This is a genomic window from Pseudoroseomonas sp. WGS1072 (assembly GCF_049340465.1).
GTDB lineage: Bacteria > Pseudomonadota > Alphaproteobacteria > Acetobacterales > Acetobacteraceae > Pseudoroseomonas.
Genome location: NZ_JBMPSU010000001.1, coordinates 2951286 through 2976563, shown reverse-complemented (window position 1 = coordinate 2976563; position 25278 = coordinate 2951286). Strand labels below are relative to the sequence as shown.

Here is a 25278-nt window from a genome sequence, read left to right as displayed (position 1 = left end):
GAGGGCGGCGTCAAGAAGCGGAAGCGCGGGCGCCTGCCCCGCCTCCGCCGCATGCCCTGGAGACGGGGCCCCGCCGCGGGGCCCCGCCTCGCCTCAGCTGCCGATGCCGCCGAGCGCCAGGTACTTCATCTCCAGATATTCCTCGATGCCGTGGCTCGACCCCTCGCGGCCGAGGCCCGACTGCTTGAAGCCGCCGAAGGGCGCCTCGGCGGTGGAGATGATCCCCTCATTGATGCCGACGATGCCGTATTCCAGCGCCTCCGCTACCCGGAAGACGCGCCCGACATCGCGGGAGTAGAAATAGGCCGCGAGGCCGAACTCCGTGTCGTTGGCGAGCTTCACCGCCTCCTCCTCCGTCTTGAAGCGGAAGAGCGGGGCGACGGGGCCGAAGGTCTCCTCGCGGAAGATCACGGCGTCATGCGGCACATCGGCCAGCACGGTGGGCTGGAAGAAGTTGCCGCCGCGCGCATCGGGCTTGCCGCCCGTCACCACCTTGGCGCCCTTGGCCAGTGCGTCGGCGATATGCGCCTCCACCTTCTTCACCGCGTCGCCGTTGATCAGCGGGCCCTGGGTGACGCCCTCTTCCATGCCATTGCCAACCTTCAGCTTCTGCACGGCCGCCTTCAGCTTCTCGGCGAAGGCGTCATAGACCCCTTCCTGCACCAGGATGCGGTTGGCGCAAACGCAGGTCTGTCCGGTGTTGCGGTACTTGGAGGCCATGGCCCCCTTCACCGCCTCGTCCAGGTCGGCGTCGTCGAAGACGATGAAGGGCGCGTTGCCGCCCAGCTCCATCGAGGTCTTCTTGATGGTCGCGGCGCACTGCTCCAGCAGCACGCGGCCGACCTCGGTCGAGCCGGTGAAGGAGAGCTTGCGCACCAGCGGATTGCCGGTCAGCTCCTTGCCGGTGGCGGAGGACGGGCCGGTGACGATGTTGCACACGCCCTTGGGCATGCCGGCGCGCTCGGCCAGCACGCCGATGGCCAGCGCCGAGAACGGGGTCTGGCTGGCCGGGCGGATGACGCCGGTGCAGCCCGCCGCCCAACCGGGGCCCGCCTTGCGGGTGATCATGGCGGAGGGGAAGTTCCAGGGCGTGATGGCGGCGAAGACGCCGATCGGCTCCTTGGTGACGAGGATACGGCGACCCTTGGCGTTCTGCGGGATGGTCTCGCCATTCACCCGGCGCGCCTCCTCGGCGAACCAGTCGATGAAGCTGGCGGAATAGACCACCTCGCCCTTCGATTCCGCCAGCGGCTTGCCCTGCTCGGCGGTCATGATGGCGGCGAGGTCGTCCGAATTGGCCAGCATCAGCGCCGCCAGCTTCTTCAGGATGGCGGCGCGCTCGCTGGCCAGCATGGCGCGCCAGGCCGGCCAGGCGGCATTCGCGGCCTCGATGGCGCGGCGCGTCTCGGCCTGGCCCATGGCGGGCACGGTGCCGACGAGTTCGCCATTGGCGGGGTTGCGGACCTCCAGCGTCTTGCCGCTCTCGGCCTGCACCCAGGCGCCATCAATGAGATTGGCCTGCCGCAGCAGATCGGGATCCTTGAGGGGCAGCTTGGCGACAGCATCCAGCATGGCGGACTTCCTTCCTGATCGATGTCTTGGGCGCGGGAGACCGCGCGGGCATCGGCGGAGAAGTTAGGCATGCCCGAAGGCGCTGTCAGCCCGCCTCGCCACGCTTTCGCGCCAGGGCGCCTGCAACAGAACGGTCATGCTGGCGTTCAGCCGGAACCGGGGGCATTCGGCCCGCGGCACAGACGGAGGATGCCATGGGCCTGATTCTGCTGATTATCGTGATCCTGCTGCTGGTCGGTGCCCTGCCCCGCTGGGGCTACAGCAGCGGCTGGGGCTATGGCCCTTCCGGCGGCCTCGGCCTTATTCTGCTGATCCTCATCGTGCTGCTGCTGATGGGCCGGATCTGACCCCGCGGCGGGGCCGGCCACGGGTCAGGCGGCACCCGTGGCCGGCAGCCGCGTCACCGCCAGGTCGAAGGCCTCCATCACGCTTCCGGCCCTGAGCGCCTGGGCGATCCGCCGCGCGGTCAGCAGGCGGGGGCCGGAGCGCTCCATCACGATGGCCGCCCAGATGGCGACCCCGAGTCCCACCAGGGGCGCCAGATGCAGATGCAGCAGCGCCACCAGGATGCCGCCATGGACGGGCGCCAGCCAGGCGGTCACGACCACGGTGAGCGCGGCGATGGTGAGACCGACCGCCAGCGTCAGATCCAGACGGGCCAGCCGGCAGGCGGCGGTCACTTCCTGGCGCAGCCGGGGCAGCGCGACCCGCAGCGGATCATCGACCATCGGCGCCGCGCCACGGCTCGCAAGATATCGTCGCGCCAGAAGCTCGGCCTGGGCGGAGTCTTTTCGGGACATCGGCCGGGGCATGGGCCATCTCCACTCGCGATCTGCGTCTGCTGCAACGCAGCATAAGACTGCCCCCTCGGCGCTGCCAAGCGCCGCGATCCGCTGCCCGCGCGGATCATCCGCGCGGACGGGATATCCGTTCCGCCGCCCTACTCAACCGTCACCGCCTTGGCGAGGTTGCGCGGCTGGTCCACGTCCGTCCCCTTGAGCACCGCGACATGATAGGCCAGCAACTGCACCGGGATGGCGTGCAGGATGGGCGCGACGAAGGGGTCGACCGCCGGCACGACCACCACCCGCTCGGCGAAGCGCGACAGGGCGGGCGCGCCGGCGGTGTCGGTGAAGGCCATGATGCGGCCGCCGCGCGCCGCCGCCTCTTGCAGGTTGGAGGCGGTCTTCTCGAACAGCGGGCCGGAGGGGCAGAGGGCGATGACGGGTACGCTGTCGTCGATCAGGGCGATGGGGCCGTGCTTCATCTCGCCGGCGGCATAGCCCTCGGCATGGATGTAGGAGAGTTCCTTGAGCTTCAGCGCGCCTTCCATGGCGATCGGGTAGAGACTGCCGCGGCCGAGGAAGAGCACATCCCGCGCCTGCGCCACCTCGCGCGCCAGCTCCTGGATCTCCGCGCCATCCTCCAGCAGGGCGGCAGCATGGCCCGGCACCTCGAGCAGGGCGGCGGTCAGCCGGGCCTCCTCCCCGGCGCTCAGCGTGCCCCGCGCCCGGCCGAACCCCAGCGCCAGGCTGGCCAGCACGGCGAGCTGCGCGGTGAAGGCCTTGGTGGAGGCGACGCCGATCTCGGGCCCGGCCACCGTCAGCACCGTGCCGTCGCTCTCCCGCGCCATGCTGCTCTCGCCGACATTGACCACCGAGAGCACGCGCTGGCCGCGCGCCTTGAGCAGGCGCAGGGCCGCCAGGGTGTCGGCGGTCTCGCCGCTCTGGCTGACCAGCAGCGCCCCGCCCCCCGCCGGCAGCGGCGGATCACGGTAGCGCAACTCGCTGGCGATGTCGGAATCGACCGGGATGCGCGACAGCTCCTCCAGCCAGTAGCGCCCGACCTGGGCCGCCAGATAGGCCGATCCGCAGGCCGAGAGGGTCAGCTTGGGCAGCGCCACCGGGTCGAAGGGCAGGTCCGGCAGGGCGACGGCGCGGCTGGCGGGGTCGATGTACTGGCGCAGCGTGTCGCCCAGCACCACCGGGTGCTCATGCAGCTCCTTCTCCATGAAGTGCCGGTAGTTGCCCTTGCCCACGGCGGCGCCGGAATAGGCGGTGAGCCTGACCGCGCGCTCCACCGGCCGGTCGGCGGCATCGAAGAAGCGGGCCTCCATGTCGGAGAGCACCACCCAGTCGCCCTCCTCCAGATAGGCGACGCGGCGTGTCAGCGGCGCCAGGGCCAGGGCGTCGGAGCCGACATACATCTCGCCCTCGCCATAGCCCACGGCCAGCGGGCTGCCCTGGCGCGCCGCGATCAGCAGGCGCGGATGCCCGGCGAAGACCATGGCCAGGCCGAAGGCGCCGCGGATGCGCTTCAGCGTGGCGGAGACCGCCTGCTCCGGCGAGGCGCCGGCGCGCAGCAGATGATCGAGCAGCTTGGCCACCGTCTCGGTGTCGGTCTCGGTCTCGAAGCCGACGCCCTCCGCCTCCAGCTCGGCGCGCAGCTCGGCGTAGTTCTCGATGATGCCGTTGTGCACGACGGAGACCAGCGGCGTGCCGTGCGGATGCGCGTTGCGCTCGGTCGGCGCGCCATGCGTCGCCCAGCGGGTGTGGCCGATGCCGGTGGTGCCGCCGAGCGGTCGCGCTTCCAGCACGGCGGCGAGGTTGGCGAGCTTGCCCTCGGCGCGGCGCCGCTCGATATGCCCCTCCACCAGCGTGGCGATGCCGGCGCTGTCATAGCCGCGGTACTCCAGGCGGCGCAGCGCCTCCAGCAGGCGCGGCGCCGCCGCCTCGCGGCCCACCAGCCCGACGATGCCGCACATCAGCGCTTCTCCTTGCGGCGGGCCGCGCGGAACGTGGCGGCGGCGCCGGCTTTCTCGGTGGGGCGGGCGCGGCCGAAGGCCATGGCATCGGGCGCCACGTCATGGGTCAGGGTGGAGCCGGCGGCGGCGAAGGCGCCGTCGCCCAGGCGGATCGGCGCCACCAGCGTGGTGTTGGAGCCGACGAAGACGCCCGCCCCGATCTCGGTGCGGTGCTTGGCGAAGCCGTCATAGTTGCAGGTGATGGTCCCGGCGCCGATATTGCTGCCCGCGCCGATCGCGGCATCGCCCAGATAGGCCAGGTGGTTGGCCTTGGCGCCCTCGCCGAGGACGGCGTTCTTCAGCTCGACGAAATTGCCGACATGCGCGCCCTGGCCGACATCGCTGCCGGGCCGCAGGCGGGCGAAGGGGCCGACCACCGCGCCCTGCCGCACCACGCACCCTTCCAGATGGCTGAAGGCGCGGATCTCGACACCGTCCTCCACCGTCACGCCGGGGCCGAAGACCACGTTCGGCCCGATGGTGACGTCCTGGCCGAGCCGCGTGTCATGGCAGAGCACGACGCTCTCCGGCTGGATCAGCGTGGCGCCGCCGGCCATGGCGGCGCGGCGCAGGGCGCCCTGCACCTCGGCCTCGGCGGTGGCCAGCTCGGCGCGGCTGTTGATGCCGCGCAGCTCCGCCTCCGGCGCCTCGACCGCCCGGACGCGCCGGCCCTCGGCGACGGCGAGCGGCACGACGTCGGGCAGGTAGTACTCCCCGGCCCGGTTGTCGTTGCGCACGCCGCCCAGCCAGCGGAAGAGGTCCGCCGCCGGCGCGCAGAGCACCCCGGCGTTGCAGAGGCCGATGCCGCGCTCGGCCTCGGTCGCGTCGGCATACTCGACGATGCGGGCGACATCGCCCGCCGCGTCCTGGACCACCCGCCCGTACCGCGCCGGATCGGCCGGGCGCATGGCCAGCAGCGTCAGGCCCGCTTCGGCCCGCGCGGCGCGCAGCCGCCGCATCGTCTCCGGCGTGATCAGCGGATTGTCGGCGTAGAGCACGGCGACATCGCCGGGGAAATCAGCCAGCAGAGGCGCCGCCTGCAACGCGGCATGGCCGGTGCCGAGACGCTCGGCCTGCACCACCGTGGCATGCGGCGCGGCGGCACGCTCCAGCGCCGCCATCTCCGGCCCGACCACCACCACGATGCGGTCGAACACCGCCTCGCAGGCGGCGATCAGATGGTTGAGCATGGGCCGGCCGGCGATCGGATGCAGCGCCTTGGGAAGGCGGCTCTTCATGCGGGTCCCGAGCCCGGCGGCGAGCAGGATAGCGGCAGCGGTCATGCCGCGCATCTGCCCGGAAAACCGCTTTCCGGGCAAGGAGATCCCGTGTCACATCGCATTGCCGCGCGAAACATGGCAAGAGCGCCGGTCATGCAACGCACCGTGATCTTCGACCTCGACGGCACGCTGGTGGACAGCCTGCCCGACATCCAGGGCAGCCTGAACCGGCTGATGCAGGCGCGTGGCCTCGCGCCCTTCCCGGCCGAGGCCGTGCGGCGCTTCATCGGCGACGGCCTACGGGTGACGCTGGAGCGCGCCTTCACCGCCCGCGGCCTGCCCGCCGAGCCCGGTGCCGAGGCCGCCTTCCTGGCCGATTACGAGGCCCGCGCCAGCGAGCGGACCCGCCCCTTCCCCGGCATCCCCGAGGCGCTGGAGCGGCTGGCGGCGGAAGGCTGGACCATGGCGGTCTGCACTAACAAGCCGGAGAAGGCGGCGCGGCTCCTGCTCGAGGCGCTCGGCCTCACGGACCGCTTCGCCGCGCTCGGCGGCGGCGACAGCTTCCCGGTGCGCAAGCCGGACCCGGCGCATGTGCTGGCCACCCTCGAGGCAGCCGGCGGGCGGAGGGACCGCGCGGTGATGGTGGGCGATCACCACAATGACGTCGCCTCCGGCCGGGGCGCCGGCCTGCCCGTCCTGTTCTGCGCCTGGGGCTACGGCCTCCCGGAGATGGCGGACGGGGCCGCCGTGGTGCCGGCGCCCGAGGATCTGCCGGCGGCGCTGGGCCGCCTATTGCCCGGCTGAGCCGGCCAGCGGCGCCGCCTCCAGGAGATAGCCGGTCAGCCGGCCCAGCCAGCGGCCCGGCATCTCGACCCGCACCGGCACGATCGGCGCGCCGGGCCAGGGGCTGGCCATCCAGGCGAGCCCCTCCTGTGGCTCGCGCGCCTCCTGTCCATCCTCGTGGCGGAAGCCGGCGATCTGCCGTCCGGTGAAGCCACAGCGCACCGCTTCGCCGCTCCAGGCCCCGCCCCAGGGCGCCAGCCGGTCGCGACCCAGGGTCCGGGCGGCGAGATCGGCCCGGCGGCGGCCGTCGAAGATCGCCATCTGGCCCTCGCAACGACCGGTCCGCGCCAGGTTGCGGGTCAGCTGCGCCAGAGCCGTCAGGGAATCGACGGTGTTGTGCCGCAGCCCCGGCGGCACGCTCTCCCGATCGGGCTCCTCCGCCGGCGACAGCCGCAGCAGGGCCGGATGGCCTTCGCGATAGCCGATCTCCACCCGCCGGGCCTCACCGCGCCAGAAGCCGTCGCCGGTGAAGCGGATCGGCCAGGCCTGGTCCCCCGCCCAGACGCCCTCCACGCGATTGGACTGCCGGCCCTGGCTCAGCCAACCCGCCACGCCGGTCAGGCTGAGCCGGCTCTCGATCCGGTAGCGGGCGGGATCATCGAGGGCGAAAATCACCTCGACTCGCATCACCTGCATGCCGGCCGCCTGCACGCCATAGACGGCCCGCAACGGTTCCGCCCGCGCCGGGAGCGTGAGAAGCAGCGGCAATGCGGCGGCGATGGCAAGACGCATGGAGAAGAGATGATGCCTGGACGCGGCGTGTGAAGGGGGGCCCGGAAGGCCTGCTTGACAGCCCCCGCGCCCGCCAGTATTTCCCGCCCCACTTCGATGGGTGCGTAGCTCAGCGGTAGAGCATCGCCTTCACACGGCGGGGGTCACAGGTTCAATCCCTGTCGCACCCACCATCGAAGCCTTCCAGAATCGTGTGAATATCCCGGATCAAGGCCATTTTCGCGGCCCGACTCTCAATTTTTGGCGTTTCTCTTGCGACAGTAGATGGCTTTGGTCATGCTGTGGGCAGTCACAGCCCCCGGGAACGCCATGGCCAGAAATTACATCGAACCGATCCAGAACATCATTGGCACGCCCGCCAGCGAGGAACTCCGCGGCGGCGCGGGTGCCGACTATATCTATGGTGACAACGGAAACGACTATCTGATCGGTCTCGGCGGTGCCAACTTCATCGATGGCGGCCCCGGATTCGACACCGCCGGCTATGCCGACGTCCGCCTCTTCTACACCATCACGGTCACGGGCGGCGTGGTCACCGTCGAGAACGCCATCACCGGTGATCTTGACCGGCTGGTCGGCGTCGAGCAGTTGAACTTCGCCGACCAGGCGGTGGCGCTGGGAACCCTGCCGGACTTCCAGCCGCAGCTCTACCTGGCCTCGAACCCCGATGTCCTGACCGTCGGCGAAGGCGTTTCCGCCCTGGCCGCATGGCACTATGGCGAGTTCGGCTTCGCCGAGGGCCGGCCGACGGCCAGCTTCCAGCCCTTCTCCTACATCGCCTCCTATGGCGACCTGATCGCCGCCCTGGGCACCAACCGGGACGCCGGCGTCTATCACTTCGTGTCGGCCGGACATGCCGAGGGCCGCACCGTCAGCTTCGACGGCCTCTCCTACCTCGCTGCCAATGCCGATGTCCTGAACGCGGTCGGCCCGAACGCCGAGAACGGCGCCGTCCACTACATCCAGTTCGGTGCTGGCGAGGGTCGCGCCACGACCTTCAACTGGCTGGAGTACATCGCCTCCTATGGCGACCTGATCACCGTGCTGGGAGCCGATGCGGCGGCGGGCCGGGCCCATTATGCCAGCAACGGCATCGCCGAGGGCCGGGCGCCGGACACCTTCGATGCCGCCGCCTATCTCTCCAAGTATGCCGATCTCCAGGCTGCCTTCGGCACCGACCTGGCCGCGGCGACGCAGCACTTCATCGCCTTTGGCTATGGGGAAGGCCGCTCGGACGACCTCGTCTGAGACGGCTCGCCGGCGGCGGACAGCCGCCGGCGCCCCATCTCCCTTCCAGGCGGTTCGCGGGACCGCCCGGCATCGAGTGTCAGGAACCGCGCATCCGCGCTGCCGGAGCTATCGGTCGCGCTGGGGCCTCTCGCCGCGGCGGGGACCCTGCAACTCCCCCTGCTCCAGCTGACCATCCCCATTCGCATCGGCCGCCCGGAACAGGGCGAGCGTCACGGGACGGACCTCCGCGATGCTGAGCCGACCGTCGCGATCCGCGTCGGCGGCACGGAACATGGCCTCCGCCTGCTTCGGCAGGCTGTCACCGGCCTTCGCCGGACCGGGGCGCGCGGAGGCGGGACGGTGCGCCGCCATGAAAGCCGCGATCTCCCCCCGCTCCAGCTGACCGTCGCCATTCGCATCGGCCTCGGCGAAGCGGGCCGAGAGAAAGTTGAGCGCCTCGGCCTCGCTCACCCGCCCGTTCCGATCGGCATCGGCCTGCTGGAACAGCCTGCCGGCCATCCCCTGGCGGCTCGTCTGCTGCGGCTGCGCCAGAGCCGGCGCGGCCATGATCAACGAGAAGCCAAACAGGGCCAGCGCATGCATGGTTTTCATCTTGGTCCTTTCCCGGCTCGGCCACGTCGTGCGGCCATGACGGGAAAGGTGGGAAGTCCATGTAACGGGCGCGTTGCCGCGGCGCCGGTCCGCGGTGATGAAGTGTGACAGGACTCAGCGCGACGGGCGCGCCGGCCTCGCCGGGTTGCGGCGGGCAGGCGCGGCCCGGACACGGCCGCCGCCATCGCCCTGCTCTACCACCGTGCGGTTCCTTCGCGCCTGGGCCACCTTCGCCGCCGGCCGGGCACTGGCCAGGACGGGACGGGACGGGCGGGCGGCCGCCTTGCGGGCGGCCTGCGGGGCCGGTGCCGGCCGGGCCGTCACGGTCCGCCGCGCAGGCGTGGCGGCCGCGGCGCGGGCCACCAGCCCCGTCCCCCGGACCGGCCGGGCCGCCAGCGCGGCGCCACCGACGGCGGCCATGGCCAGGCCGGTGGAAGGCGTCGCGCGGGCGAAGTAGTCCGAGCCTCCCACGCCGATCTGCGCGAAGCCGCGGTCGAGCAGGGCGGCGGCATGGCGGTCCCGCTCCACCCAGGAACTGCCTCCGAACACGGCGACGATCAGCCGGGCGTTCTGGCGCCTGGCGCTGCTGACGATGTTGAAGCCGCTGGCGGTGATGTAACCGGTCTTGATGCCATCCACCCCCTCGTACTCGCCGAGCATGCGGTTGTGGTTGCGCAAGGTGATGCTGCCCATCGAATGCTGACGGGTGCCGAAGTAATGGTAGTACTCGGGAAAATCCTGCTGCAGGCGCCGCCCGAGCGTGGCCATGTCATGCGCCGTGGTGATCTGGTCCGGGTCCGGCAGGCCCGAGGCATTGCGGAAGGTGGAACCGCTCATGCCGAGGGAGCGCGCCCGCAGCGTCATCATCTGCGCGAAGCGGGATTCGCTGCCGCCGCCCAGGGTCTCGCCCAGCAGCGAGGCGACGTCATTGGCGGACTTGGTGACCAGCGCATAAATCGCGTTCTCGACGCTGATCGTCCGCCCCGGCGGCAGGCCGAGCTTGGACGGCGGGCGCATCGCCGCCGTGTCGGTCATCATCAGGCGCTGGTCGAGGTCGAGCTGGCCCCGGCGCAACGCGTCGAAGACGAGATAGAGCGTCATCATCTTGGTCAGCGACGCAGGATGGCGCGGCGCGTCGGCGTTGCTGCCGAACAGCACGGTCCCGGTCCGTGGGTCCATGACCACGGAGGCGTAACGTTCGCTGCCGATCTGCGCCCTGGCGGCGCCAGGAAGCGCGGCGGCGAGGAGCGCCGAAGCGGCAAGCAGCCCCAGCTGCCGCATCGCGCGGGTCAGTTGCATGAGAATCCCCCAAAAGTCCTCACCCCCCAGTGAGGTGGAGGCATCCTAACGGGATGCGTGCAGAGCTGTCATCGAGAACTGAACAGGAACTCAGGCTTCTAACAAGAGGTTAAGAGACATTTCTTACAGTTGGCGCAACGCCACCTTCACGGCTCCGTGACTTTCTTCGTTCGGAGGTGGAAAAGAATTCTTGTGCGCTGCAAAATAAGACTCGACAGCGCGCCGGCTCGTTGCCATATCGGCTTTATGTTGCGCTGCACAAAAGGCGTAAACAAGGGTTCCCCCGGCTCCGGGGCCCTGCCGACCCGCCGGATGCACCGGCTCCTTCCCGGTTCTGGAGCCAGAGTTCGAGGAGAGCGCCCATGGCCAGTGAAGCCAAGGTGACCAAGCTGACCACGGAGAAGGCCCAGGCGGGCGTCGCGGCGGCCGAGAAGCTGACCGAAACCGCCGTGCAGGCGACGGAGGAGGCGGTGCGTAACCCCACCGCCGCGCCGAAGCTGGCGACGGATGTTGTGAACGAAGGCGTGGCGCAGGCCCGCACGGCAATGGAGAAGAACATGGAACAGGTGACGCGTTCGGCCGAGGGCTTCTACAAGGCGAGCGAGGACGTGGTGGAGTTCAGCCGCGGCAATATCGAGGCGGTGACCAAGGCCACCCAGACCTATGTGGCCGGCCTCCAGGACCTCAGCAAGCAGGCCTTCGCCGTCTTCCAGGCGCTGAACGAGCAGGCCGTGCAGAACGCCAAGGCCCTGTCCTCGGTCAAGAGCATCAAGGAAGCCGCCGAGATGCAGACCAGCTTCGCCAAGGCGCAGCTGGAGAAGACGATGGCCGAGACCACCAAGCTGAACGAGGCGGCCTTCAAGCTGGCCGAGCAGTCCTCGGCCCCGATCGCCGCCCGCATGACGCTGGCCTTCGAGAAGCTGAGCCGTCCGGCCGCCTTCAACTGAGAAGGCCATCGGGGGAGGCGCGGCCGGACCGCCGCCTCCTCCACCGGCGATGACGAGGGGGCCGGCGGCACAAAGGTGTCGCCGGCCCTTGGCGTTCCGGGCCTCCTGGCGTCGCGCCGGACATGGGTCCGTCCCGCGATGATGGCCGGTTTTCCCTCGCCGGACCGCGTGGCCCTTCACCTGGCCCCTTTCGCTCCGATATCCTGCGGGCTAACGGGAGGCTCTGCGGAACGGCGATGGCGCTGGCGGCGTGCGTCAGCCAGAGTCAGAATCGGTTTCCGGCATGACGAACAAGGGTGGGCTTTCGGCGGAATTATGATGGATCAGGACAAACGCCCCATCCGCGGCGCCAGTGGAGGGGCGGGGCAGGACGGCGGCGGCGAGGGCACGGCCACCGGGGTCGTGGTCAAGCCCCGCGCCCGCACCCGCAAGCCCGCCATGTACAAGGTGCTGATGCTCAACGACGACTACACGCCGATGGAGTTCGTCGTCCATGTGCTCGAGCGCTTCTTCCAGAAGAACCGGGAGGAGGCAACCCGCATCATGCTGCATGTGCATCGCCGGGGCGTGGGCGTCTGCGGCGTCTATACCTATGAGGTGGCGGAAACCAAGGTCACCCAGGTGATGGACCTCGCCCGGCAGAATCAGCACCCCCTGCAGTGCACGATCGAAAAGGAATGATCGTGCGGAAAATGATGCATCGCACGCTCATCTCTGTGTAACCTGCTGAAACTAAGAATACCCCTCGCCGTCTTGAGGGTGAGGAACCACATTACGGTTATCCGGATCATCCGATCCGTTCCTGTCCTGCGGCGATGGCCGATCACCCCGGCTGCGCCGTGCTCTTGAAGGGGAGCGTCGTACCGCATGCTGTCCCGCAACCTCGAACAGACGCTCCATCGGGCCCTCGGGCTCGCCAATGACCGCCGGCATGAATATGCCACGCTGGAGCATCTCCTCCTCGCCCTGGTCGACGATACGGACGCCGCCACCGTGCTGCGCGCTTGCGGCGTCGATCAGGACAAGCTGAAGCGCGACCTGACCGAGTTCCTCGACAAGGACCTGGCCGGCCTGGTGACCGAGCGCTCGGGCGATCCCAAGCCCACCGCCGGCTTCCAGCGCGTGGTGCAGCGGGCCGCCATCCACGTCCAGTCCTCGGGACGCGACGAGGTGACGGGCGCCAATGTCCTCGTCGCGCTGTTCAGCGAGCGCGAGAGCCACGCCGTCTACTTCCTGCAGCTGCAGGACATGACGCGGCTCGACGCGGTGAACTTCATCAGCCATGGCATCGCCAAGGCCCCCGGCCGCAGCGCCAGCCGGCCGGTCCAGGGTACGCCCGCCACGCCTCCCTCCAGCCCGGAGGAGCCCGGCGAGAAGGAGGACAAGCCTCAGGGCCGCCGGGGTCAGGACGCGCTGTCGAACTACTGCGTGAACCTCAACAAGAAGGCACAGCAGGGCAAGATCGACCCGCTGATCGGGCGCGACCACGAGATCGAGCGTACCATCCAGATCCTCTGCCGCCGTACCAAGAACAACCCCCTTTATGTGGGTGATCCGGGCGTCGGCAAGACCGCCATCGCTGAGGGGCTGGCCAAGCGGATCATCGAGGGCGAAGTGCCCGAGGTGCTGCTGAAGTCGACCATCTACGCCCTCGACATGGGCTCCCTGCTCGCCGGCACACGCTACCGCGGCGACTTCGAGGAGCGGCTGAAGGCGGTGGTGAACGAGCTGGAGCAGCAGCCAGGCTCGATCCTGTTCATCGACGAGATCCACACCGTGATCGGCGCCGGCGCCACCTCGGGCGGGGCGATGGATGCCTCGAACCTGCTGAAGCCGGCCCTGGCCCAGGGCACTCTGCGCTGTGTCGGATCGACCACCTACAAGGAATACCGGACCTACTTCGAGAAGGACCGCGCCCTGGTCCGCCGCTTCCAGAAGATCGACGTCAATGAGCCGACGGTCGAGGACGCGGTGAAGATCCTGACCGGCCTCAAGACCAACTACGAGAAGCACCACAAGGTCAAGTACACGCCCGAGGCGATCCGCGCGGCGGTGGAGCTTTCCGCCAAGTACATCCATGACCGCAAGCTGCCCGACAAGGCGATCGACGTCATCGACGAGGTCGGCGCCTCGCGCATGCTGCAGCCCGAGGGGAAGCGGAAGAAGACCGTCACCCTGAAGGATGTCGAGGATATCGTCGCCAAGATCGCCCGCATTCCGCCCAAGAGCGTCTCCTCGGACGACAAGGAAACCCTCCGCAACCTGGAGCGCGACCTGAAGTCGATGGTCTTCGGCCAGGACAACGCGATCGAGGCCCTCTCGGCCGCGATCAAGCTGTCCCGCGCCGGGCTGCGGGATGCCGAGAAGCCGATCGGCAACTACCTCTTCTCCGGCCCCACCGGCGTCGGCAAGACGGAAGTCGCCAAGCAGCTCGCCAAGACGCTGGGGATCGAGCTGATCCGCTTCGACATGTCCGAGTACATGGAGCGGCACAGCATCAGCCGGCTGATCGGCGCGCCGCCGGGCTATGTCGGCTTCGACCAGGGCGGCCTGCTGACCGACAGCATCGACCAGCATCCGCACGCCGTGCTGCTGCTGGACGAGATCGAGAAGGCCCATCAGGACCTCTACAACATCCTGCTGCAGGTGATGGACCACGGGAAGCTGACCGACCACAACGGCAAGACCGTCGATTTCCGCAACGTCATCCTGATCATGACGACCAATGCGGGCGCGGCGGACATGGCCAAGTCCGGCATCGGCTTCGGCCGGGAGGAGCGGAAGGGTGAGGACGAGGAGGCGGTGAAGCGCCTCTTCACCCCCGAGTTTCGCAACCGCCTCGACGCCGTGGTGCCCTTCGGCAACCTGACGCCGGAGATCGTCGGCAGTGTGGTGGAGAAGTTCGTGATGCAGCTGGAGGCCCAGCTCGCGGATCGCAACGTGACCATCGAGCTGTCCTCCGCCGCCAAGGAGTGGTTGGCGGAGAAGGGCTACGACCGTCTGTATGGCGCCCGCCCGCTGGCGCGTGTCATCCAGGAGTACATCAAGAAGCCGCTGGCCGAGGAGTTGCTCTTCGGCAAGTTGGCCAAGGGTGGCGCGGTCAAGGTGGGCAAGAAGGACGATGCCCTGACCTTCGAGTTCATCGAGGCATCGGTCCCGGCTCTTCCGCGGCCGGATGGCGATGGCGAGAACGAGCACGCCCCGGAGGCCGCCGGCTAGGACAGCGCCTGACCGGCGCGCAGACGAGGAAGGCCGGGACATGTTCCGGCCTTTTTCACGTTCGCGTGATTCATGACCGCGCCATTATTTGGCCTTTGGCAATTGTCGCGGCACCCCGTAAGTCCCCCCGCGCCGGCCGCCTCTCCCCCCCTTTGTGGCGGCCAGCCCGGTTGGCGCTGGCGGTTCCCCCAAACCGCCCCCAGGCGCCAGCCTCGCCGCGAGGAGGCCTTCCGGGCCTCCTCGCGTCCTGAATCCGCTCCTCGCCGAAGCACCGGAGCCTGGGCCGAATCCAGAAAGGCTTTGCCGCCTCGTGTCGTCCGGGCTTTTCTGCCGCGCCACATGAGGTTGCCGATGAACGCCATGACCCCGCTTCGCCGCCCCCCCCTTCGTATCGCCATCGCCGGCTTCGGCGCCGTGGGAATGCGCATCGCCCAGGCGCTCGACGAGGGGCTGCCGGGCTGCGAGCTGACCGCCGTTTCCGCGCATGACCGGGCGGCGGCCTCCCGCCGCATGAACCGCCTGCGCAACCCCGTGCCGGTGCTGGCGATCGCGGAACTCGAGCCGCTGGCCGATCTCGTCGTCGAATGTGCCCCCGGCGCCCTGCTTCCCGAGATCGTTTCCCCCTTCCTTTCCGCCGGCAAGAAGGCGGTGGTCCTGAGCGCCGGCGCGCTGTTGTCGCATGAAGGGCTGGTGGAGCTGGCGCGCGCGAACGGGGCGCAGCTGATCGTGCCGACGGGCGCCCTGATCGGCCTCGACGCCGTCTCCGCCGCGGCGGAGGGTGAGATCCGCTCGGTGAGGATGGTGACGCGCAAGCCGGTGCGCGGGCTGGAAGGCGCACCCTATCTCATCGAGAAGGGCATCGCGATTTCCGACATCCGCGAACCCCTTCGCATCTTCAAGGGCACCCCGCGCGAGGCGGCGGTGGGCTTTCCCGCCAATCTCAACGTCGCCGTGGCCCTGTCCCTGGCGGGCATCGGGCCGGACCGGACGGAGCTGGAGATCTGGGCCGATCCCGCGTTGACCCGCAACGTCCACCGTGTCGAGGTGGAGGCGGATTCGGCCAGCTTCTCGATGAGCATCGAGAATGTCCCGAGCGAGAATCCGAAGACCGGCCGGATCACCGCCCTGTCCGTCATCGCCTGCCTCCGCAAGCTGTCCGCCCCGCTTCGGGTCGGCACCTGAGGCGCGGCCCGGGCGCGGCGGCTTGACCCCGGCGCCCCGGCGCCGGAGGTTCCGGCCCCCGTCCAGCCGAGGCTCCGCCATGACCGATCAAGCTCCCGCCCTCCGCCGCCATCTGCTCGCCACCGAGGGTGGCGACGCCGCCGCCGAAGCTGCCTCCCTGCTGTCCGCACCCGGCTTCGCCCGCCTGGTTGCCGCCCTGGAGGCGGATCACGACCATTTCGTCGAGCAGCTCGTCGCCCTGACCGAGATCCCCTCGCCCCCCTTCGGCGAGGCTCGGCGGGCCGCCGCCTATGCCGAGCTTCTGCGGGGCCAGGGGCTGGAGCAGGTGGAGACGGATGACGAGGGCAATGTCACCGCCCTGCGCCCCGGAACGGACCCGGAAGCCGGCGTGATCGTGCTCTGCTCGCATCTCGACACGGTCTTTCCCGCCGGCACCAATGTCACGGTGCGGCGCGAGGGCACGGTGCTGCGCGCGCCCGGCGTCGGCGACGACACGCGTGGTCTGGCCGTGCTGCTGGCCATGGCGCGCGCCCTGGATGCCGCCGGCCTCCGCACCCGGGCCGGACTGCTGCTCCTCGCCTCGGTCGGCGAGGAGGGCGCGGGCGACCTGCGCGGCGTGAAGGCCTTCTTCGGCCGCAGCCGCTGGCGCGAGCAGGTGGCCGGCTTCATCGCCATGGACGGCATCAATCCCGCGCGGCTGGTGCACGCGGCGGTGGGCAGCAAGCGCTACCGCGTCACCTTCCGCGGGCCGGGCGGCCATTCCTTCGGCGCCTTCGGCCTGGTCAACCCGGCCTTCGCCCTGGCGCGCGCGGCGGACGGGCTTTCGCGCATCCGCGTCCCGGCCTCGCCCAGGACCACCTATTCCATCGGCAGGCTGGGCGGCGGCACCTCGATCAACGCCATCCCCGAGGAAGCCTGGATGGAGGTCGATCTGCGCTCGGCCTCGGCCGGCGGGCTGGCGGCGCTGGAGGCCCGTTTCCTCGATCTGCTGCCGCAGGCGGCGGCGGATGAGAATGCGGCGCGGGACACGGCCAGGGGCGAGATCAAGGTGGAGGTGACGCGCATCGGCGACCGCCCCGCCGGGGTGACGCCCCGCGACTCCCGCCTCGCCCGCATCGCCGCCGAGGTGATCCGCGCCCAGGGCTACGACCTGGTGCACGAGGCCTCCTCGACCGACAGCAACATCCCGATCAGCCTGGGCATCCCGGCGGTGACGCTCGGCACGGGCGGCAGCGGCGGGCGCGAGCACTCGCTGGAGGAATGGATCGATGTCGAGAAGGGGCCGAGCGTGAAGGGCGTGGCGACGGCGCTGGCCACCATCCTCTCGGTCGCCGGCATCACCTCGAACTGAGGCCGGGAGGGGCGGCGGCGGCTCAGCCCCGCCCCGCCGCCTCCCGCCGCGCCATCCAGGTCGCGGCGGAGAAGATCACCAGCGCGCCGAGCACCGTCGCCCAGCCGGGCCTGTCGCCGAAGACCACGAGGCCGAGCAGCGCCGCCCAGGCAAGGTCGAGGAACTTCACCGGCTGCGTGGCGGAGACGTCGGCCAGGCGGAAGGCCTCGGTCAGGCACCAGTGGCCCAGGCTGCCGAGCAGGCCGCCGAGCGCGAACCAGGCGAGCTGGGTCGGCGTCGGCCAGCTCCAGAAAGCGATGGCGAAAGGCAGGGTGAAGGCCGAGATCGTCACGCATTGCCAGAGGACGATCACCTCCGGCCGGTCCCGCCGCGTCAGGGCCTTGGTGATCAGGAAGGAGGCGGCGAACAGCGGCGAGGATGCCAGCATCACCAGCGTCCAGCCACCGCCGCCGCCCGAGAGCTTCGGCCCCAGCACGATGGCGACGCCGAGGATGCCGATGGCGGCGGCGATCCAGCGCGAGGGCACGACCTTCTCGCCCAGGAAGATCACCGCGCCGATCATGATGAAGATCGGCGAGGTGAAGCCGAGCGCCGTGACGTCCGCCAGCGGGATATGGGGCAGCGCCAGGAACCAGAGCAGCAGCCCCGCCGTGTGCACCACGCCGCGCCACAGCTGCCCGCCCATGCCGCGCGGGGCATAGCCGGACAGGCCGGTGCGCCAAACCAGCGGCAGCATGACGAGCAGGCCGAAGAGATAGCGCAGGAACTGCGTCTGAAAGGCATGCAGCTCGCGCGAGAGCGCGGCCATGATGGCGTTCAGCAGGCAGAAGAGCAGGCCGGAACAGCCCATCCAGACCATGCCGCGGAGCGTCGGCGACAGGCCCTTCCAGCGCGTGCCGAGGCGGCCCCGCAACCGCAGACCGGTCCAGGAGGGCGGTGTGGCGACAGGCTGTGACATGGCTTCAGGGGTTCCGGCGTTTCCCGGCGGCGCGGTTCCGCCGCCCGTGCGAGCATGCGACGCCCCCGCCTCCACCGCCAGGGCCAAGCCGGCGCAGCCCGGGATTTATTCCGCCGGGTCCGGGTAGCTGATGGCCACCACCTCGATCTCCTCGCTGCCGCCGGGCATCCGCGCCCGGACCAGATCCCCCACCCGCGCCCGCAGCAGCGCCCGCGCCACCGGCGAGACCCAGGAGATGCGCCCGCGGTCGAGGTCGGTCTCGTCGATGCCGACGATGGTGATCGTCACCTCCTGGTCGTCCTGCCGCGCATAGGTCACGGTGGCGCCGAAGAAGACCTGGTCGCGCCGGGGCTGCGCCGCCGGATCGACCACCTGCACCCGCTCCAGCCGCTTGCGCAGGAAGCGCACCCGGCGGTCGATCTCGCGCAGCCGTCGCTTGCCGTACTGGTAGTCGGCGTTCTCGCTGCGGTCGCCCAGGCTGGCCGCCCAGGAGACGATCTCGACGACCTTCGGCCGTTCCTCGTTCCAGAGCCGGCGCAACTCAGCCTGCAGCGCCTCGTGGCCGGCCGGCGTCATGTAGAAGGGCGTGCCCGGCGGCAGGCCCGGCGGGCCTTCCTCCTCGTCGTCCTGCTCGGTACTGGCCATGCGGGCTCCGGCTCTGTGGTTCCCGCCGGTTAGCGCGAAGCGACCGGCCCGTCAGCCCCAATGGCCAGCCCGAATGGGCGGCCCCACTCGCCAGACGCGCCGCGTCACGCTTCACTGGCGGCATGACACAGCCCGGCCATCCCGAATCCCCCGTCCGACGCTCCGGCCACCTCGATGTCGGCCAGGGCCACAGCCTGGCCTGGTGGGAGCATGGGCGCCCGGACGGCCCGCCGGTGGTGATCCTGCATGGCGGCCCCGGCGCTGCGAGCAGCCCGGCCGCGCTGCGCTCGCTCGACCCCGGACACTGGCGCATCATCGCCTTCGACCAGCGCGGCTGCGGCGACTCCACGCCCCATGCCAGCCTGGAGGCCAACACCACCTGGCATCTGGTGGAGGATCTGGAGGCGCTGCGCCGGCATTTCGGCCTCGAGGCCTGGACGGTGGCCGGCCACAGCTGGGGGTCCTGCCTCGCCCTGGCCTATGCACAGACGCATCCGGAGCGGGTCCGCGGCCTTCGCCTCTCCGGCATCTTCACCGCCCGGCGCCCGGAAGTGGCGTGGTGGTTCCATGGCGTGCGCGCGCTGTTCCCGGACCACTGGGCGGAGTTCGCCGCGCAGGTCCCGGAGGCCGAGCGCGGCGATCTCCTCGCCGCCTATCATCGCCGCCTGATCGATCCCGACCCGGCGGTGCACCTGCCGGCGGCCCTGGCCCTGCGCGGCTTCTCGGCCCGGACCCAGACCTTCCGCCCCGATCCGGCCCATGTGGCGCGGCTGACCGAGCCGGACCGGGCGCTGGCCGTCGCCCGCCTCTTCACCCACTACTGCACCCATGGCGCCTGGCTGCAGGAGGGGCAGTTGCTGCGCGGGGTGGCGGCGATCCGCGCGATCCCGGCCGAGATCGTCCAGGCGCGCTACGATGTGGTGACGCCGGCCGTCACCGCCTTCGAGTTGCACCAGGCCTGGCCGGAGGCGGGCTTCACCCTGGTCAATGACGGCAACCACACGACGACGGAGCCCGAGGTGCTGGCGGCGCTTTGCGCCGCGGCCGAGCGGCTGGCGCGGCGGGCCTGACGCCGCCTGCCCGCGCGGCGGCGCCCTATCCGCCCAGTTCCTCGCGCAGCATCTCGAGCTCGAGCCAGCGTTCCTCGGCTTCCGCGAGCGCCGCCTCGGACTTCCCCAGCAGCTCGGTCGCCTTGTCGAAGCGGGCCCGGTCGCGCGCATAGAGACCGGGATCGGCCAGGATCTCCCTCAGCTTCGCCGCCTCGGCCTCTAGCTTGCGCATCCGCGCCGGCAGCGTCTCCAGCTCATGTTGATCCTTGAAGGAGAGCTTCCTTCTCGCCGGACCCGGCACGGTGCCGCCGCCGGGTTTCGGCGCGGCCGGCGTGGGGCTGGCCGCCCCGGCCCGCGCCCGCACGCCATGCCCGCGCTGCGCCACCATGTCGGAATAGCCGCCGGGATAGTCCTGCCAGCGCCCCTCCCCCTCCCAGGCGATGACATTCGTGCAGACACGGTCGAGGAAGTCGCGGTCGTGGCTGACCACCAGCACCGTGCCCGCGTAATCGGCGATCTGCTCCTGCAACAGGTCCAGCGTCTCGAGGTCGAGGTCGTTGGTCGGCTCGTCCAGCACCAGCAGGTTGGAGGGGGTGGCGAAGGCGCGGGCCAGCAGCAGCCGGCCGCGCTCGCCGCCCGAGAGGGCCGCGACCGGCGTGCGCGCCTGCTCGGGCAGGAACAGGAAGTCCTTCATGTAGCCGATGACGTGGCGCGGCTGGCCGCCGATCCAGACCTGGTCGCCACGGCCGCCGGTCAGGCTGCCGGCGACGGTGGCCTGCGGGTCGAGCGCGGCGCGGCGCTGGTCCAGCGTCACCATCTCCAGGTTGGTGCCGAGCCGCACCACCCCCTCGTCCGGCGCCAGCGTTCCGGTCAGCATGGAGAGCAGCGTCGTCTTGCCCGCCCCGTTCGGCCCGACGATGCCGACGCGGTCGCCCCGCAGGATGCGGGCCGAGAAGTCCCGCACCACCACGCGCCCGCCGAAGCTCTTGCCGAGCCCCTCGGCCGAGACGACCTGCGTGCCGGAGCCCTCGCCCTCGGCCGCCGCCATCCTGACCCCGCCCTGGGCGGCGCGCCGCTCCCGCCGCTGCTGGCGGAGCGCCGCCAGCTCACCGACGCGGCGCATGTTCCGCTTGCGCCGGGCGGTGACGCCGTAGCGCATCCAGTCCTCCTCCCGCGCGATCTGCCGGTCGAGCTTGTGTGCCTCCAGCTCCTCCTGAGCCAGCACCTCGTCGCGCCATTCCTCGAAATGCGCGAAGCCGCGCGCCAGGCGCCGGGTGAGGCCCCGATCCAGCCAGACCATCTCGCGCGTCATGCTCTCCAGGAAGCGGCGGTCGTGGCTGATCAGCACCAGCGCCGAGCGCATCGCGCCGATCTCGCTCTCCAGCCACTCGATGGCCGGCAGGTCGAGGTGATTGGTCGGCTCGTCGAGCAGCAGGATGTCAGGGCTGGGCGCCAGGGCGCGGGCCAGCGCGGCGCGGCGCGCCTCGCCGCCCGAGAGGCTGGCCGGAGGCTCCTCCCCCGAGAGGCCGAGCTGCTCCAGGAGATAATGCGCCCGGTAGGGATCGTCCCCCGGCGCCAGCCCGGCCTCGACATAGGCCAGCACGCTGGGGAAGGCCGAGAGGTCGGGCTCCTGCTCCAGATAGCGCAGCGTCGCGCCCGGCTGGACGAAGCGTGTGCCGGCATCGGCCTGGGCCAGGCCGGCGGCGATCTTCAGCAGGGTGGACTTGCCGGAGCCGTTGCGGCCGATCAGCGCCAGCCGCTCCCCCGGGGAGACGGAGAGCGTCGCGCCGCTCAGCAGCGGCGTGGTGCCGAAGCCGAGGCGGATGTCCTGGAGGAGAAGGATCGGGGGGGCTGCCATGGCGGCTGTGGGTGCGGCGGCGCGGGCATGGCGTCAAGCCCCATCGGCGGCGGCCGCGGCTCCCGCGGGGGGAGTCTCGATTTTGATCGCGCCCGCCGCCGGAAACCGCAACCGGGAGGCGACGCCGTCACCCGGGCGCGCTAGAGAGATCCTCCCCGCCGAAGACGGGAGGAGAGAGGTCTTGGAAGAAGTTGACTGCGTCGTCGTCGGCGCCGGAGTGGTGGGCCTGGCCGTGGCGCGCGAGCTGGCGCTGGCCGGGCGTGAGGTGCTGGTGCTGGAGGCCGCGGAAGGAATCGGCACGGCGACCTCCTCGCGCAACAGCGAGGTGATCCACGCCGGCATCTATTACCCCAAGGACAGCCTGATGGCGCGCTTCTGCGTGGCGGGGAAGCGGATGCTCTACGCCTACTGCGCCGAGCGCGGCGTGCCGCACCGCAACTGCGGCAAGCTGATCGTCGCCACCAACGAGGAGGAGCAGGGCAAGCTTGCCTCGATCCAGGCGCGGGCCGCCGCCAACGGCGTGCCCGACCTCGCGCTGCTGGACGCGGCCGAGGCGCGCGCCCTGGAGCCCGCCATCTCCTGCGTCGCGGCGCTGAACTCACCCTCGACCGGCATCATCGACAGCCACGCCTACATGCTGGCCCTGCAGGGCGATGCCGAGAATGCGGGCACGGTCTTCGTCTTCCACAGCCCCGTCACCGGCGGGCGGCTCCTGCCGGAGGGCGGTGCCGAGCTCAGCGTCGGCGGCGCCGAGCCGATGGAGCTTCGCTGCCGCCTGCTGATCAACGCCGCCGGGCTGCACGCGCCGCGCCTGGCCGGCAGCCTGGCCGGCATGCCGGCGGAGCATGTCCCGCCCACCTTCTACGCCAAGGGGAACTACTTCACCCTCACCGGCCGCTCCCCCTTCACCCGGCTGATCTATCCGGTGCCGGTGCCGGGCGGGCTCGGCACCCACCTGACCATCGACCTGGGCGGCCAGGCGCGGTTCGGTCCGGATGTCGAATGGGTGGAGCAGATCGCCTACGAGGTCGATCCGCACCGGGGCGAGGGCTTCTACGCCGCCATCCGCCGCTATTGGCCGGAGCTGCCGGATGGTGCCCTGCAGCCCGGCTATTCGGGCATCCGGCCGAAGATCGTCGGGCCCGGTGTCGCGGCGCAGGACTTCGTCGTGCAGGGCCCGGACACGCATGGCAGGCCGGGGCTGGTCAACCTGTTCGGCATCGAATCCCCCGGCCTGACCGCCTCGCTCGCTCTGGGCGAGCATGTGCGCCGCATGGCGCTGGGCGGCTAGCCGCCTGCCGGCCCGCCGACGGCGCCCCCGCCGGTGGCCCCGGCGGCACGCCGAAAGGTGGGAGCCCCGGCGGGCCGGCCCAGGGGTGGCGGCGCCTGGGGCTCCCTTCTCCCGGGGGGCGGGAGAACCGTTACCGCTGCTCCTCGGCGTAGTTCCCCGTACCGAACCACTTGGACCTGACGGTCTGGTAGTAGGTGTCCATGTCGTAGAGGGCGACGGGGAGGGCGAGGTCGCGTGCGGTGAGGCGTCCGAGGGAGGCGGCGACGGTGTAGCTGGCGGTGACCACGCTGGAGAGCGCCTGGACCAGGCTGACGCGGGCGTTGAGCAGTTCCTGCTCGGCGTTCAGCACGTCGAGCGTGGTGCGGCTGCCGACCACCGCCTCGCGCTGCACGCCGTCGAGGGCGATCTCGGCGGCGCGGATCTGCGAGCGCACGCTCTCCACCTGGGCGCGCGCCGATTGCAGCTGCTCCCAGGCCTGCGTCGCCTGCTGCATCGCCTGCCGCCGCTGGTCGTCCACCACCTGGCGCAGCCGCACCGCGTCCTGCCGCGCCTGCCGCACCGCCGCGTGCTCGGCGCCGCCCTGGTACAGCGGCACCGACAGGTTGGCGGTGATCTGCTGCCCAGTCACCCGGCTGTGCGGCTGCTGGCTGTTGTCCTGCCGGAAGGCCTGCGCCTGCAGGCTCAGCTGCGGCAGCAGCGCCGCCATCTGCACATCCACCGCGTCGCGCGCCGCCGCCTCGTCGAACAGCGAGGCCACCACCGCGGGGTTGTTGCGCATCGCCAGCTCCGCCGCCTCGCCCCCGGCGCGCACCGGCACCGACAGCGGCTGCGGCGCCACCAGCCGCTCCGGCGCCAGCCCGACCACCCGCCGGAAGGTCGCCCGGCTGGTCTGCAGCGTGCCCTCGGCATTGGCCCGCGCCGAGCGCGCCCCGGCCAGCCGGCTCTCCGCCTGCGCCACGTCGGTGCGCGTGATCTCGCCCACCCGGAAGCGCTCGTTCGTCGCGTCCAGCTGGCGCTGCAGCACCTGCACGTTGTTCACGTTCAGCCGCAGCGTCTCCTGGTCGCGGATCACCGCCACATAGGCCGCCACCACATCGGCCAGCACCTGCTGCTCCGCCGCCAGCAGCCGCGCCCGCTGCGCCAGCACCTGGTTCTCCGCCCGCTTGGTCGCGGCCATCGTCCGGCCGCCCTGGTACAGCGGCTGCGTCAGCGTCGCCGTGGTGCCCAGCGTCTGGCGGTCCACATCCGCGTAGATCCCGCGTGAGCGCGCCTGCGCGTCGATGTAGCCGACATTCCCCGCCACCACCACGCTCGGACGCCACCCCGCCAGCGCCTGCGGCACGTTCTCGTCCACCACGCGCAACTGCGCCCGCGCCGTCTGCAGCGCCGGGTTGTTCGCATAGGCCTGCGCCAGCGCCTCCTGCAGGCTCTGGCCCAGCGCAGGACCCGCCACTCCCATCAACGGCAACGACAGCAGGGCCGTGGTCCAGAACCGGAATCGCGGCATGCGGAGATATCCTTTGTCGATAGAAAAGGTCATGGCGCTCGTCGCGGCTCCTGCAGCCCGTCGGCCCAGATATTGCCGCTCTCCGGGCGCAGGGGCGCGAAGCCGGGATCCACCCCGCGGATGGCGTTGACCGTGGGACCGCCAACCTCCGGCGGCGCCGGCGGGGCATGGCCGCAGGCGGCCAGTCCCATCGGCAGGAATGCGGTCGCGATGAGCAAGGTTCGCCGCATGCTACGACTCCTCAGGAAGCGGGTTGTTGAGCCACGCAGGCCAGAAAAGTGCAAACCGCAGGGCCCACCTCGGCGGCGAGCTCGAAGCCCGCGTTTCCGCGGAGCCATTCGTTCAGGAACCCTGAAATCAGAGCATAGAAGAAGAAGGCCGCGCGTTCAGGCTTCCAGTTCGGCGCCAGCTCGCCGCGCAGCTCGGCGCGCTCGAAGTGTTCGCGCAAAGTTGTCCGGAACGCCAGATCGGCCGCGCGCCGGCGTTCCAGGGCCGGCACCATTTCCTCGACATACTCGCAGCGCTGCAACATGATCGTGAGCAGCCGCTTGCGTCGCGGATCCCTCTCGAGATCGTCCATGGCCGCCGAGATGGCATAGGCCATATGCTCCAGCGGGGGGCGATTCGGATCGCAGCAGAGGCGCTCGCGCAACTCGTCCTGCAGAAGGACCAGCCGCTCGTCCAAGGCCAGAAACAGACCCAGCTTGTCACGGAAATGCCAATGCACCGCACCACGGGTACAACCCGCGGCCCTCGCGATCTCGTCCAGCGAAGCCCTGGCCACGCCACGCTCCAGGAAGACCTGCTCGGCCGCGTCCAGCAATGCCTCGCGTGTCTCGTCGGCTTCCTGTTTGGTGCGGCGCGCCATCTCTGACCTTGCGACTAGCGATCTGCCCTTTTATATACATACAGGAAGGTATCTTTACAAGCTGCCGGTCGCGACGCGCCGGGCTTCTCTGG

At 70.6% G+C, this 25278-nt stretch carries 23 protein-coding genes and 1 tRNA gene; 11 read left to right on the top strand and 13 right to left on the bottom strand.

What is annotated here, in order from left to right; genetic code table 11:
- Positions 1–93: 93 nt before the first annotated feature.
- On the bottom strand, positions 94–1572 hold the full coding sequence (locus ACF3NH_RS13940; RefSeq protein ID WP_422923616.1) for an NAD-dependent succinate-semialdehyde dehydrogenase: 1479 nt from the start codon (positions 1570–1572) through the stop codon (positions 94–96).
- A 194-nt stretch (positions 1573–1766) separates the two neighbouring features.
- On the opposite strand from ACF3NH_RS13940, the gene ACF3NH_RS13935 reads away from it, so the two are divergent.
- Entirely contained in the window at positions 1767–1919 is a 153-nt protein-coding gene (locus ACF3NH_RS13935) for a DUF3309 family protein (RefSeq protein ID WP_198367917.1), read from the top strand.
- Between the two features lie 24 nt (positions 1920–1943).
- Here ACF3NH_RS13935 and ACF3NH_RS13930 read toward each other — a convergent pair whose 3' ends face one another.
- The 3 genes from ACF3NH_RS13930 to glmU form a co-directional block, all read right to left on the bottom strand.
- Complete coding sequence (locus tag ACF3NH_RS13930; protein WP_422923614.1) at positions 1944–2372, bottom strand: hypothetical protein; 429 nt, start codon at positions 2370–2372, stop codon at positions 1944–1946.
- A 140-nt stretch (positions 2373–2512) separates the two neighbouring features.
- Positions 2513–4336: a glutamine--fructose-6-phosphate transaminase (isomerizing) gene (gene glmS, locus ACF3NH_RS13925; protein ID WP_422923612.1), complete on the bottom strand. Its 1824-nt coding sequence runs from the start codon at positions 4334–4336 to the stop codon at positions 2513–2515.
- On the bottom strand, positions 4336–5658 hold the full coding sequence (gene glmU, locus ACF3NH_RS13920) for a bifunctional UDP-N-acetylglucosamine diphosphorylase/glucosamine-1-phosphate N-acetyltransferase GlmU (RefSeq protein WP_422923610.1): 1323 nt from the start codon (positions 5656–5658) through the stop codon (positions 4336–4338). The genes glmS and glmU overlap by 1 nt, the downstream gene beginning before the upstream one ends.
- 90 nt (positions 5659–5748) lie before the next feature.
- Between glmU and ACF3NH_RS13915 the strand changes: the two genes are divergently transcribed.
- The gene (locus tag ACF3NH_RS13915) at positions 5749–6399 is read left to right on the top strand and encodes an HAD-IA family hydrolase (protein ID WP_422923608.1); all 651 of its coding nucleotides are present in this window, start codon (positions 5749–5751) and stop codon (positions 6397–6399) included.
- Here ACF3NH_RS13915 and ACF3NH_RS13910 read toward each other — a convergent pair.
- Complete coding sequence (locus tag ACF3NH_RS13910) at positions 6385–7170, bottom strand: DUF3108 domain-containing protein (RefSeq protein WP_422923606.1); 786 nt, start codon at positions 7168–7170, stop codon at positions 6385–6387. The two genes, ACF3NH_RS13915 and ACF3NH_RS13910, sit on opposite strands and share 15 nt — an antisense overlap.
- Before the next feature lie 98 nt (positions 7171–7268).
- Between ACF3NH_RS13910 and ACF3NH_RS13905 the strand changes: the two genes are divergently transcribed.
- A tRNA-Val gene (locus ACF3NH_RS13905) sits at positions 7269–7343 on the top strand.
- A gap of 136 nt (positions 7344–7479) precedes the next feature.
- Positions 7480–8418, top strand: coding sequence for a hypothetical protein (locus tag ACF3NH_RS13900; RefSeq protein WP_198367922.1), 939 nt, complete (start codon positions 7480–7482; stop codon positions 8416–8418).
- A gap of 108 nt (positions 8419–8526) precedes the next feature.
- Here the strand turns inward: ACF3NH_RS13900 and ACF3NH_RS13895 are convergent, their stop codons facing one another.
- Both ACF3NH_RS13895 and ACF3NH_RS13890 read right to left on the bottom strand, forming a co-directional pair.
- The gene (locus ACF3NH_RS13895) at positions 8527–9012 is read right to left on the bottom strand and encodes an EF-hand domain-containing protein (RefSeq protein ID WP_422923603.1); all 486 of its coding nucleotides are present in this window, start codon (positions 9010–9012) and stop codon (positions 8527–8529) included.
- A gap of 114 nt (positions 9013–9126) precedes the next feature.
- Positions 9127–10311 (bottom strand): D-alanyl-D-alanine carboxypeptidase family protein, encoded by a 1185-nt coding sequence (locus ACF3NH_RS13890; RefSeq protein WP_422923601.1) that lies wholly within the window; start codon positions 10309–10311, stop codon positions 9127–9129.
- A gap of 362 nt (positions 10312–10673) precedes the next feature.
- Between ACF3NH_RS13890 and ACF3NH_RS13885 the strand changes: the two genes are divergently transcribed.
- From ACF3NH_RS13885 to ACF3NH_RS13865, 5 genes are all read left to right on the top strand, one after another.
- Complete coding sequence (locus ACF3NH_RS13885) at positions 10674–11258, top strand: phasin family protein (RefSeq protein WP_198367925.1); 585 nt, start codon at positions 10674–10676, stop codon at positions 11256–11258.
- Between the two features lie 315 nt (positions 11259–11573).
- Complete coding sequence (gene clpS, locus ACF3NH_RS13880; RefSeq protein WP_232477408.1) at positions 11574–11939, top strand: ATP-dependent Clp protease adapter ClpS; 366 nt, start codon at positions 11574–11576, stop codon at positions 11937–11939.
- Positions 11940–12125: 186 nt separating this feature from the next.
- Positions 12126–14477: an ATP-dependent Clp protease ATP-binding subunit ClpA gene (gene clpA / locus ACF3NH_RS13875; RefSeq protein WP_422923599.1), complete on the top strand. Its 2352-nt coding sequence runs from the start codon at positions 12126–12128 to the stop codon at positions 14475–14477.
- A 351-nt stretch (positions 14478–14828) separates the two neighbouring features.
- Positions 14829–15659, top strand: coding sequence for an aspartate dehydrogenase (locus ACF3NH_RS13870; protein ID WP_232477409.1), 831 nt, complete (start codon positions 14829–14831; stop codon positions 15657–15659).
- 79 nt (positions 15660–15738) lie between these two features.
- Positions 15739–17010 (top strand): M20/M25/M40 family metallo-hydrolase, encoded by a 1272-nt coding sequence (locus ACF3NH_RS13865; protein WP_422923596.1) that lies wholly within the window; start codon positions 15739–15741, stop codon positions 17008–17010.
- A gap of 22 nt (positions 17011–17032) precedes the next feature.
- Here the strand turns inward: ACF3NH_RS13865 and ACF3NH_RS13860 are convergent, their stop codons facing one another.
- On the bottom strand, positions 17033–17968 hold the full coding sequence (locus ACF3NH_RS13860; protein WP_422923594.1) for a DMT family transporter: 936 nt from the start codon (positions 17966–17968) through the stop codon (positions 17033–17035).
- Positions 17969–18073: 105 nt separating this feature from the next.
- Positions 18074–18613 (bottom strand): transcription elongation factor GreB, encoded by a 540-nt coding sequence (greB, locus tag ACF3NH_RS13855; RefSeq protein ID WP_422923592.1) that lies wholly within the window; start codon positions 18611–18613, stop codon positions 18074–18076.
- A 122-nt stretch (positions 18614–18735) separates the two neighbouring features.
- Here greB and pip point away from each other — a divergent pair, with 122 nt between their 5' ends.
- Positions 18736–19683, top strand: a complete 948-nt coding sequence (gene pip / locus ACF3NH_RS13850; protein ID WP_198367930.1) for a prolyl aminopeptidase — start codon at positions 18736–18738, stop codon at positions 19681–19683.
- Positions 19684–19708: 25 nt separating this feature from the next.
- On the opposite strand, the gene ACF3NH_RS13845 is transcribed toward pip, so the two are convergent.
- A complete protein-coding gene (locus ACF3NH_RS13845) occupies positions 19709–21520 on the bottom strand; it encodes an ABC-F family ATP-binding cassette domain-containing protein (protein WP_422923589.1) in 1812 nt (603 codons plus the stop codon).
- A 181-nt stretch (positions 21521–21701) separates the two neighbouring features.
- Here ACF3NH_RS13845 and ACF3NH_RS13840 point away from each other — a divergent pair, with 181 nt between their 5' ends.
- Complete coding sequence (locus tag ACF3NH_RS13840) at positions 21702–22811, top strand: NAD(P)/FAD-dependent oxidoreductase (RefSeq protein ID WP_198367932.1); 1110 nt, start codon at positions 21702–21704, stop codon at positions 22809–22811.
- 130 nt (positions 22812–22941) lie between these two features.
- Here ACF3NH_RS13840 and ACF3NH_RS13835 read toward each other — a convergent pair whose 3' ends face one another.
- Genes ACF3NH_RS13835 through ACF3NH_RS13825 form a run of 3 tightly spaced genes read right to left on the bottom strand, consistent with a single transcriptional unit; the run spans position 22942 to position 25186 of the window.
- Entirely contained in the window at positions 22942–24318 is a 1377-nt protein-coding gene (locus ACF3NH_RS13835; protein ID WP_422923587.1) for a TolC family outer membrane protein, read from the bottom strand.
- A gap of 29 nt (positions 24319–24347) precedes the next feature.
- Positions 24348–24548, bottom strand: coding sequence for a hypothetical protein (locus ACF3NH_RS13830; protein ID WP_198367240.1), 201 nt, complete (start codon positions 24546–24548; stop codon positions 24348–24350).
- A gap of 11 nt (positions 24549–24559) precedes the next feature.
- Positions 24560–25186: a TetR family transcriptional regulator gene (locus tag ACF3NH_RS13825; protein ID WP_422923585.1), complete on the bottom strand. Its 627-nt coding sequence runs from the start codon at positions 25184–25186 to the stop codon at positions 24560–24562.
- Positions 25187–25278: the final 92 nt, after the last annotated feature.

Excerpts from the sequence above, each read along its gene's own strand:
- ACF3NH_RS13940 (WP_422923616.1), bottom strand. The coding sequence starts at position 1,572 with ATGCTGGATGCTGTCGCCAAGCTGCCCCTCAAGGATCCCGATCTGCTG.
- ACF3NH_RS13935 (WP_198367917.1), top strand. The coding sequence starts at position 1,767 with ATGGGCCTGATTCTGCTGATTATCGTGATCCTGCTGCTGGTCGGTGCC.
- ACF3NH_RS13930 (WP_422923614.1), bottom strand. The coding sequence starts at position 2,372 with ATGTCCCGAAAAGACTCCGCCCAGGCCGAGCTTCTGGCGCGACGATAT.
- glmS (WP_422923612.1), bottom strand. The coding sequence starts at position 4,336 with ATGTGCGGCATCGTCGGGCTGGTGGGCCGCGAGGCGGCGGCGCCGCGC.
- glmU (WP_422923610.1), bottom strand. The coding sequence starts at position 5,658 with ATGACCGCTGCCGCTATCCTGCTCGCCGCCGGGCTCGGGACCCGCATG.
- ACF3NH_RS13915 (WP_422923608.1), top strand. The coding sequence starts at position 5,749 with ATGCAACGCACCGTGATCTTCGACCTCGACGGCACGCTGGTGGACAGC.
- ACF3NH_RS13910 (WP_422923606.1), bottom strand. The coding sequence starts at position 7,170 with ATGCGTCTTGCCATCGCCGCCGCATTGCCGCTGCTTCTCACGCTCCCG.
- ACF3NH_RS13900 (WP_198367922.1), top strand. The coding sequence starts at position 7,480 with ATGGCCAGAAATTACATCGAACCGATCCAGAACATCATTGGCACGCCC.
- ACF3NH_RS13895 (WP_422923603.1), bottom strand. The coding sequence starts at position 9,012 with ATGAAAACCATGCATGCGCTGGCCCTGTTTGGCTTCTCGTTGATCATG.
- ACF3NH_RS13890 (WP_422923601.1), bottom strand. The coding sequence starts at position 10,311 with ATGCAACTGACCCGCGCGATGCGGCAGCTGGGGCTGCTTGCCGCTTCG.
- ACF3NH_RS13885 (WP_198367925.1), top strand. The coding sequence starts at position 10,674 with ATGGCCAGTGAAGCCAAGGTGACCAAGCTGACCACGGAGAAGGCCCAG.
- clpS (WP_232477408.1), top strand. The coding sequence starts at position 11,574 with ATGATGGATCAGGACAAACGCCCCATCCGCGGCGCCAGTGGAGGGGCG.
- clpA (WP_422923599.1), top strand. The coding sequence starts at position 12,126 with ATGCTGTCCCGCAACCTCGAACAGACGCTCCATCGGGCCCTCGGGCTC.
- ACF3NH_RS13870 (WP_232477409.1), top strand. The coding sequence starts at position 14,829 with ATGAACGCCATGACCCCGCTTCGCCGCCCCCCCCTTCGTATCGCCATC.
- ACF3NH_RS13865 (WP_422923596.1), top strand. The coding sequence starts at position 15,739 with ATGACCGATCAAGCTCCCGCCCTCCGCCGCCATCTGCTCGCCACCGAG.
- ACF3NH_RS13860 (WP_422923594.1), bottom strand. The coding sequence starts at position 17,968 with ATGTCACAGCCTGTCGCCACACCGCCCTCCTGGACCGGTCTGCGGTTG.
- greB (WP_422923592.1), bottom strand. The coding sequence starts at position 18,613 with ATGGCCAGTACCGAGCAGGACGACGAGGAGGAAGGCCCGCCGGGCCTG.
- pip (WP_198367930.1), top strand. The coding sequence starts at position 18,736 with ATGACACAGCCCGGCCATCCCGAATCCCCCGTCCGACGCTCCGGCCAC.
- ACF3NH_RS13845 (WP_422923589.1), bottom strand. The coding sequence starts at position 21,520 with ATGGCAGCCCCCCCGATCCTTCTCCTCCAGGACATCCGCCTCGGCTTC.
- ACF3NH_RS13835 (WP_422923587.1), bottom strand. The coding sequence starts at position 24,318 with ATGCCGCGATTCCGGTTCTGGACCACGGCCCTGCTGTCGTTGCCGTTG.
- ACF3NH_RS13830 (WP_198367240.1), bottom strand. The coding sequence starts at position 24,548 with ATGCGGCGAACCTTGCTCATCGCGACCGCATTCCTGCCGATGGGACTG.
- ACF3NH_RS13825 (WP_422923585.1), bottom strand. The coding sequence starts at position 25,186 with ATGGCGCGCCGCACCAAACAGGAAGCCGACGAGACACGCGAGGCATTG.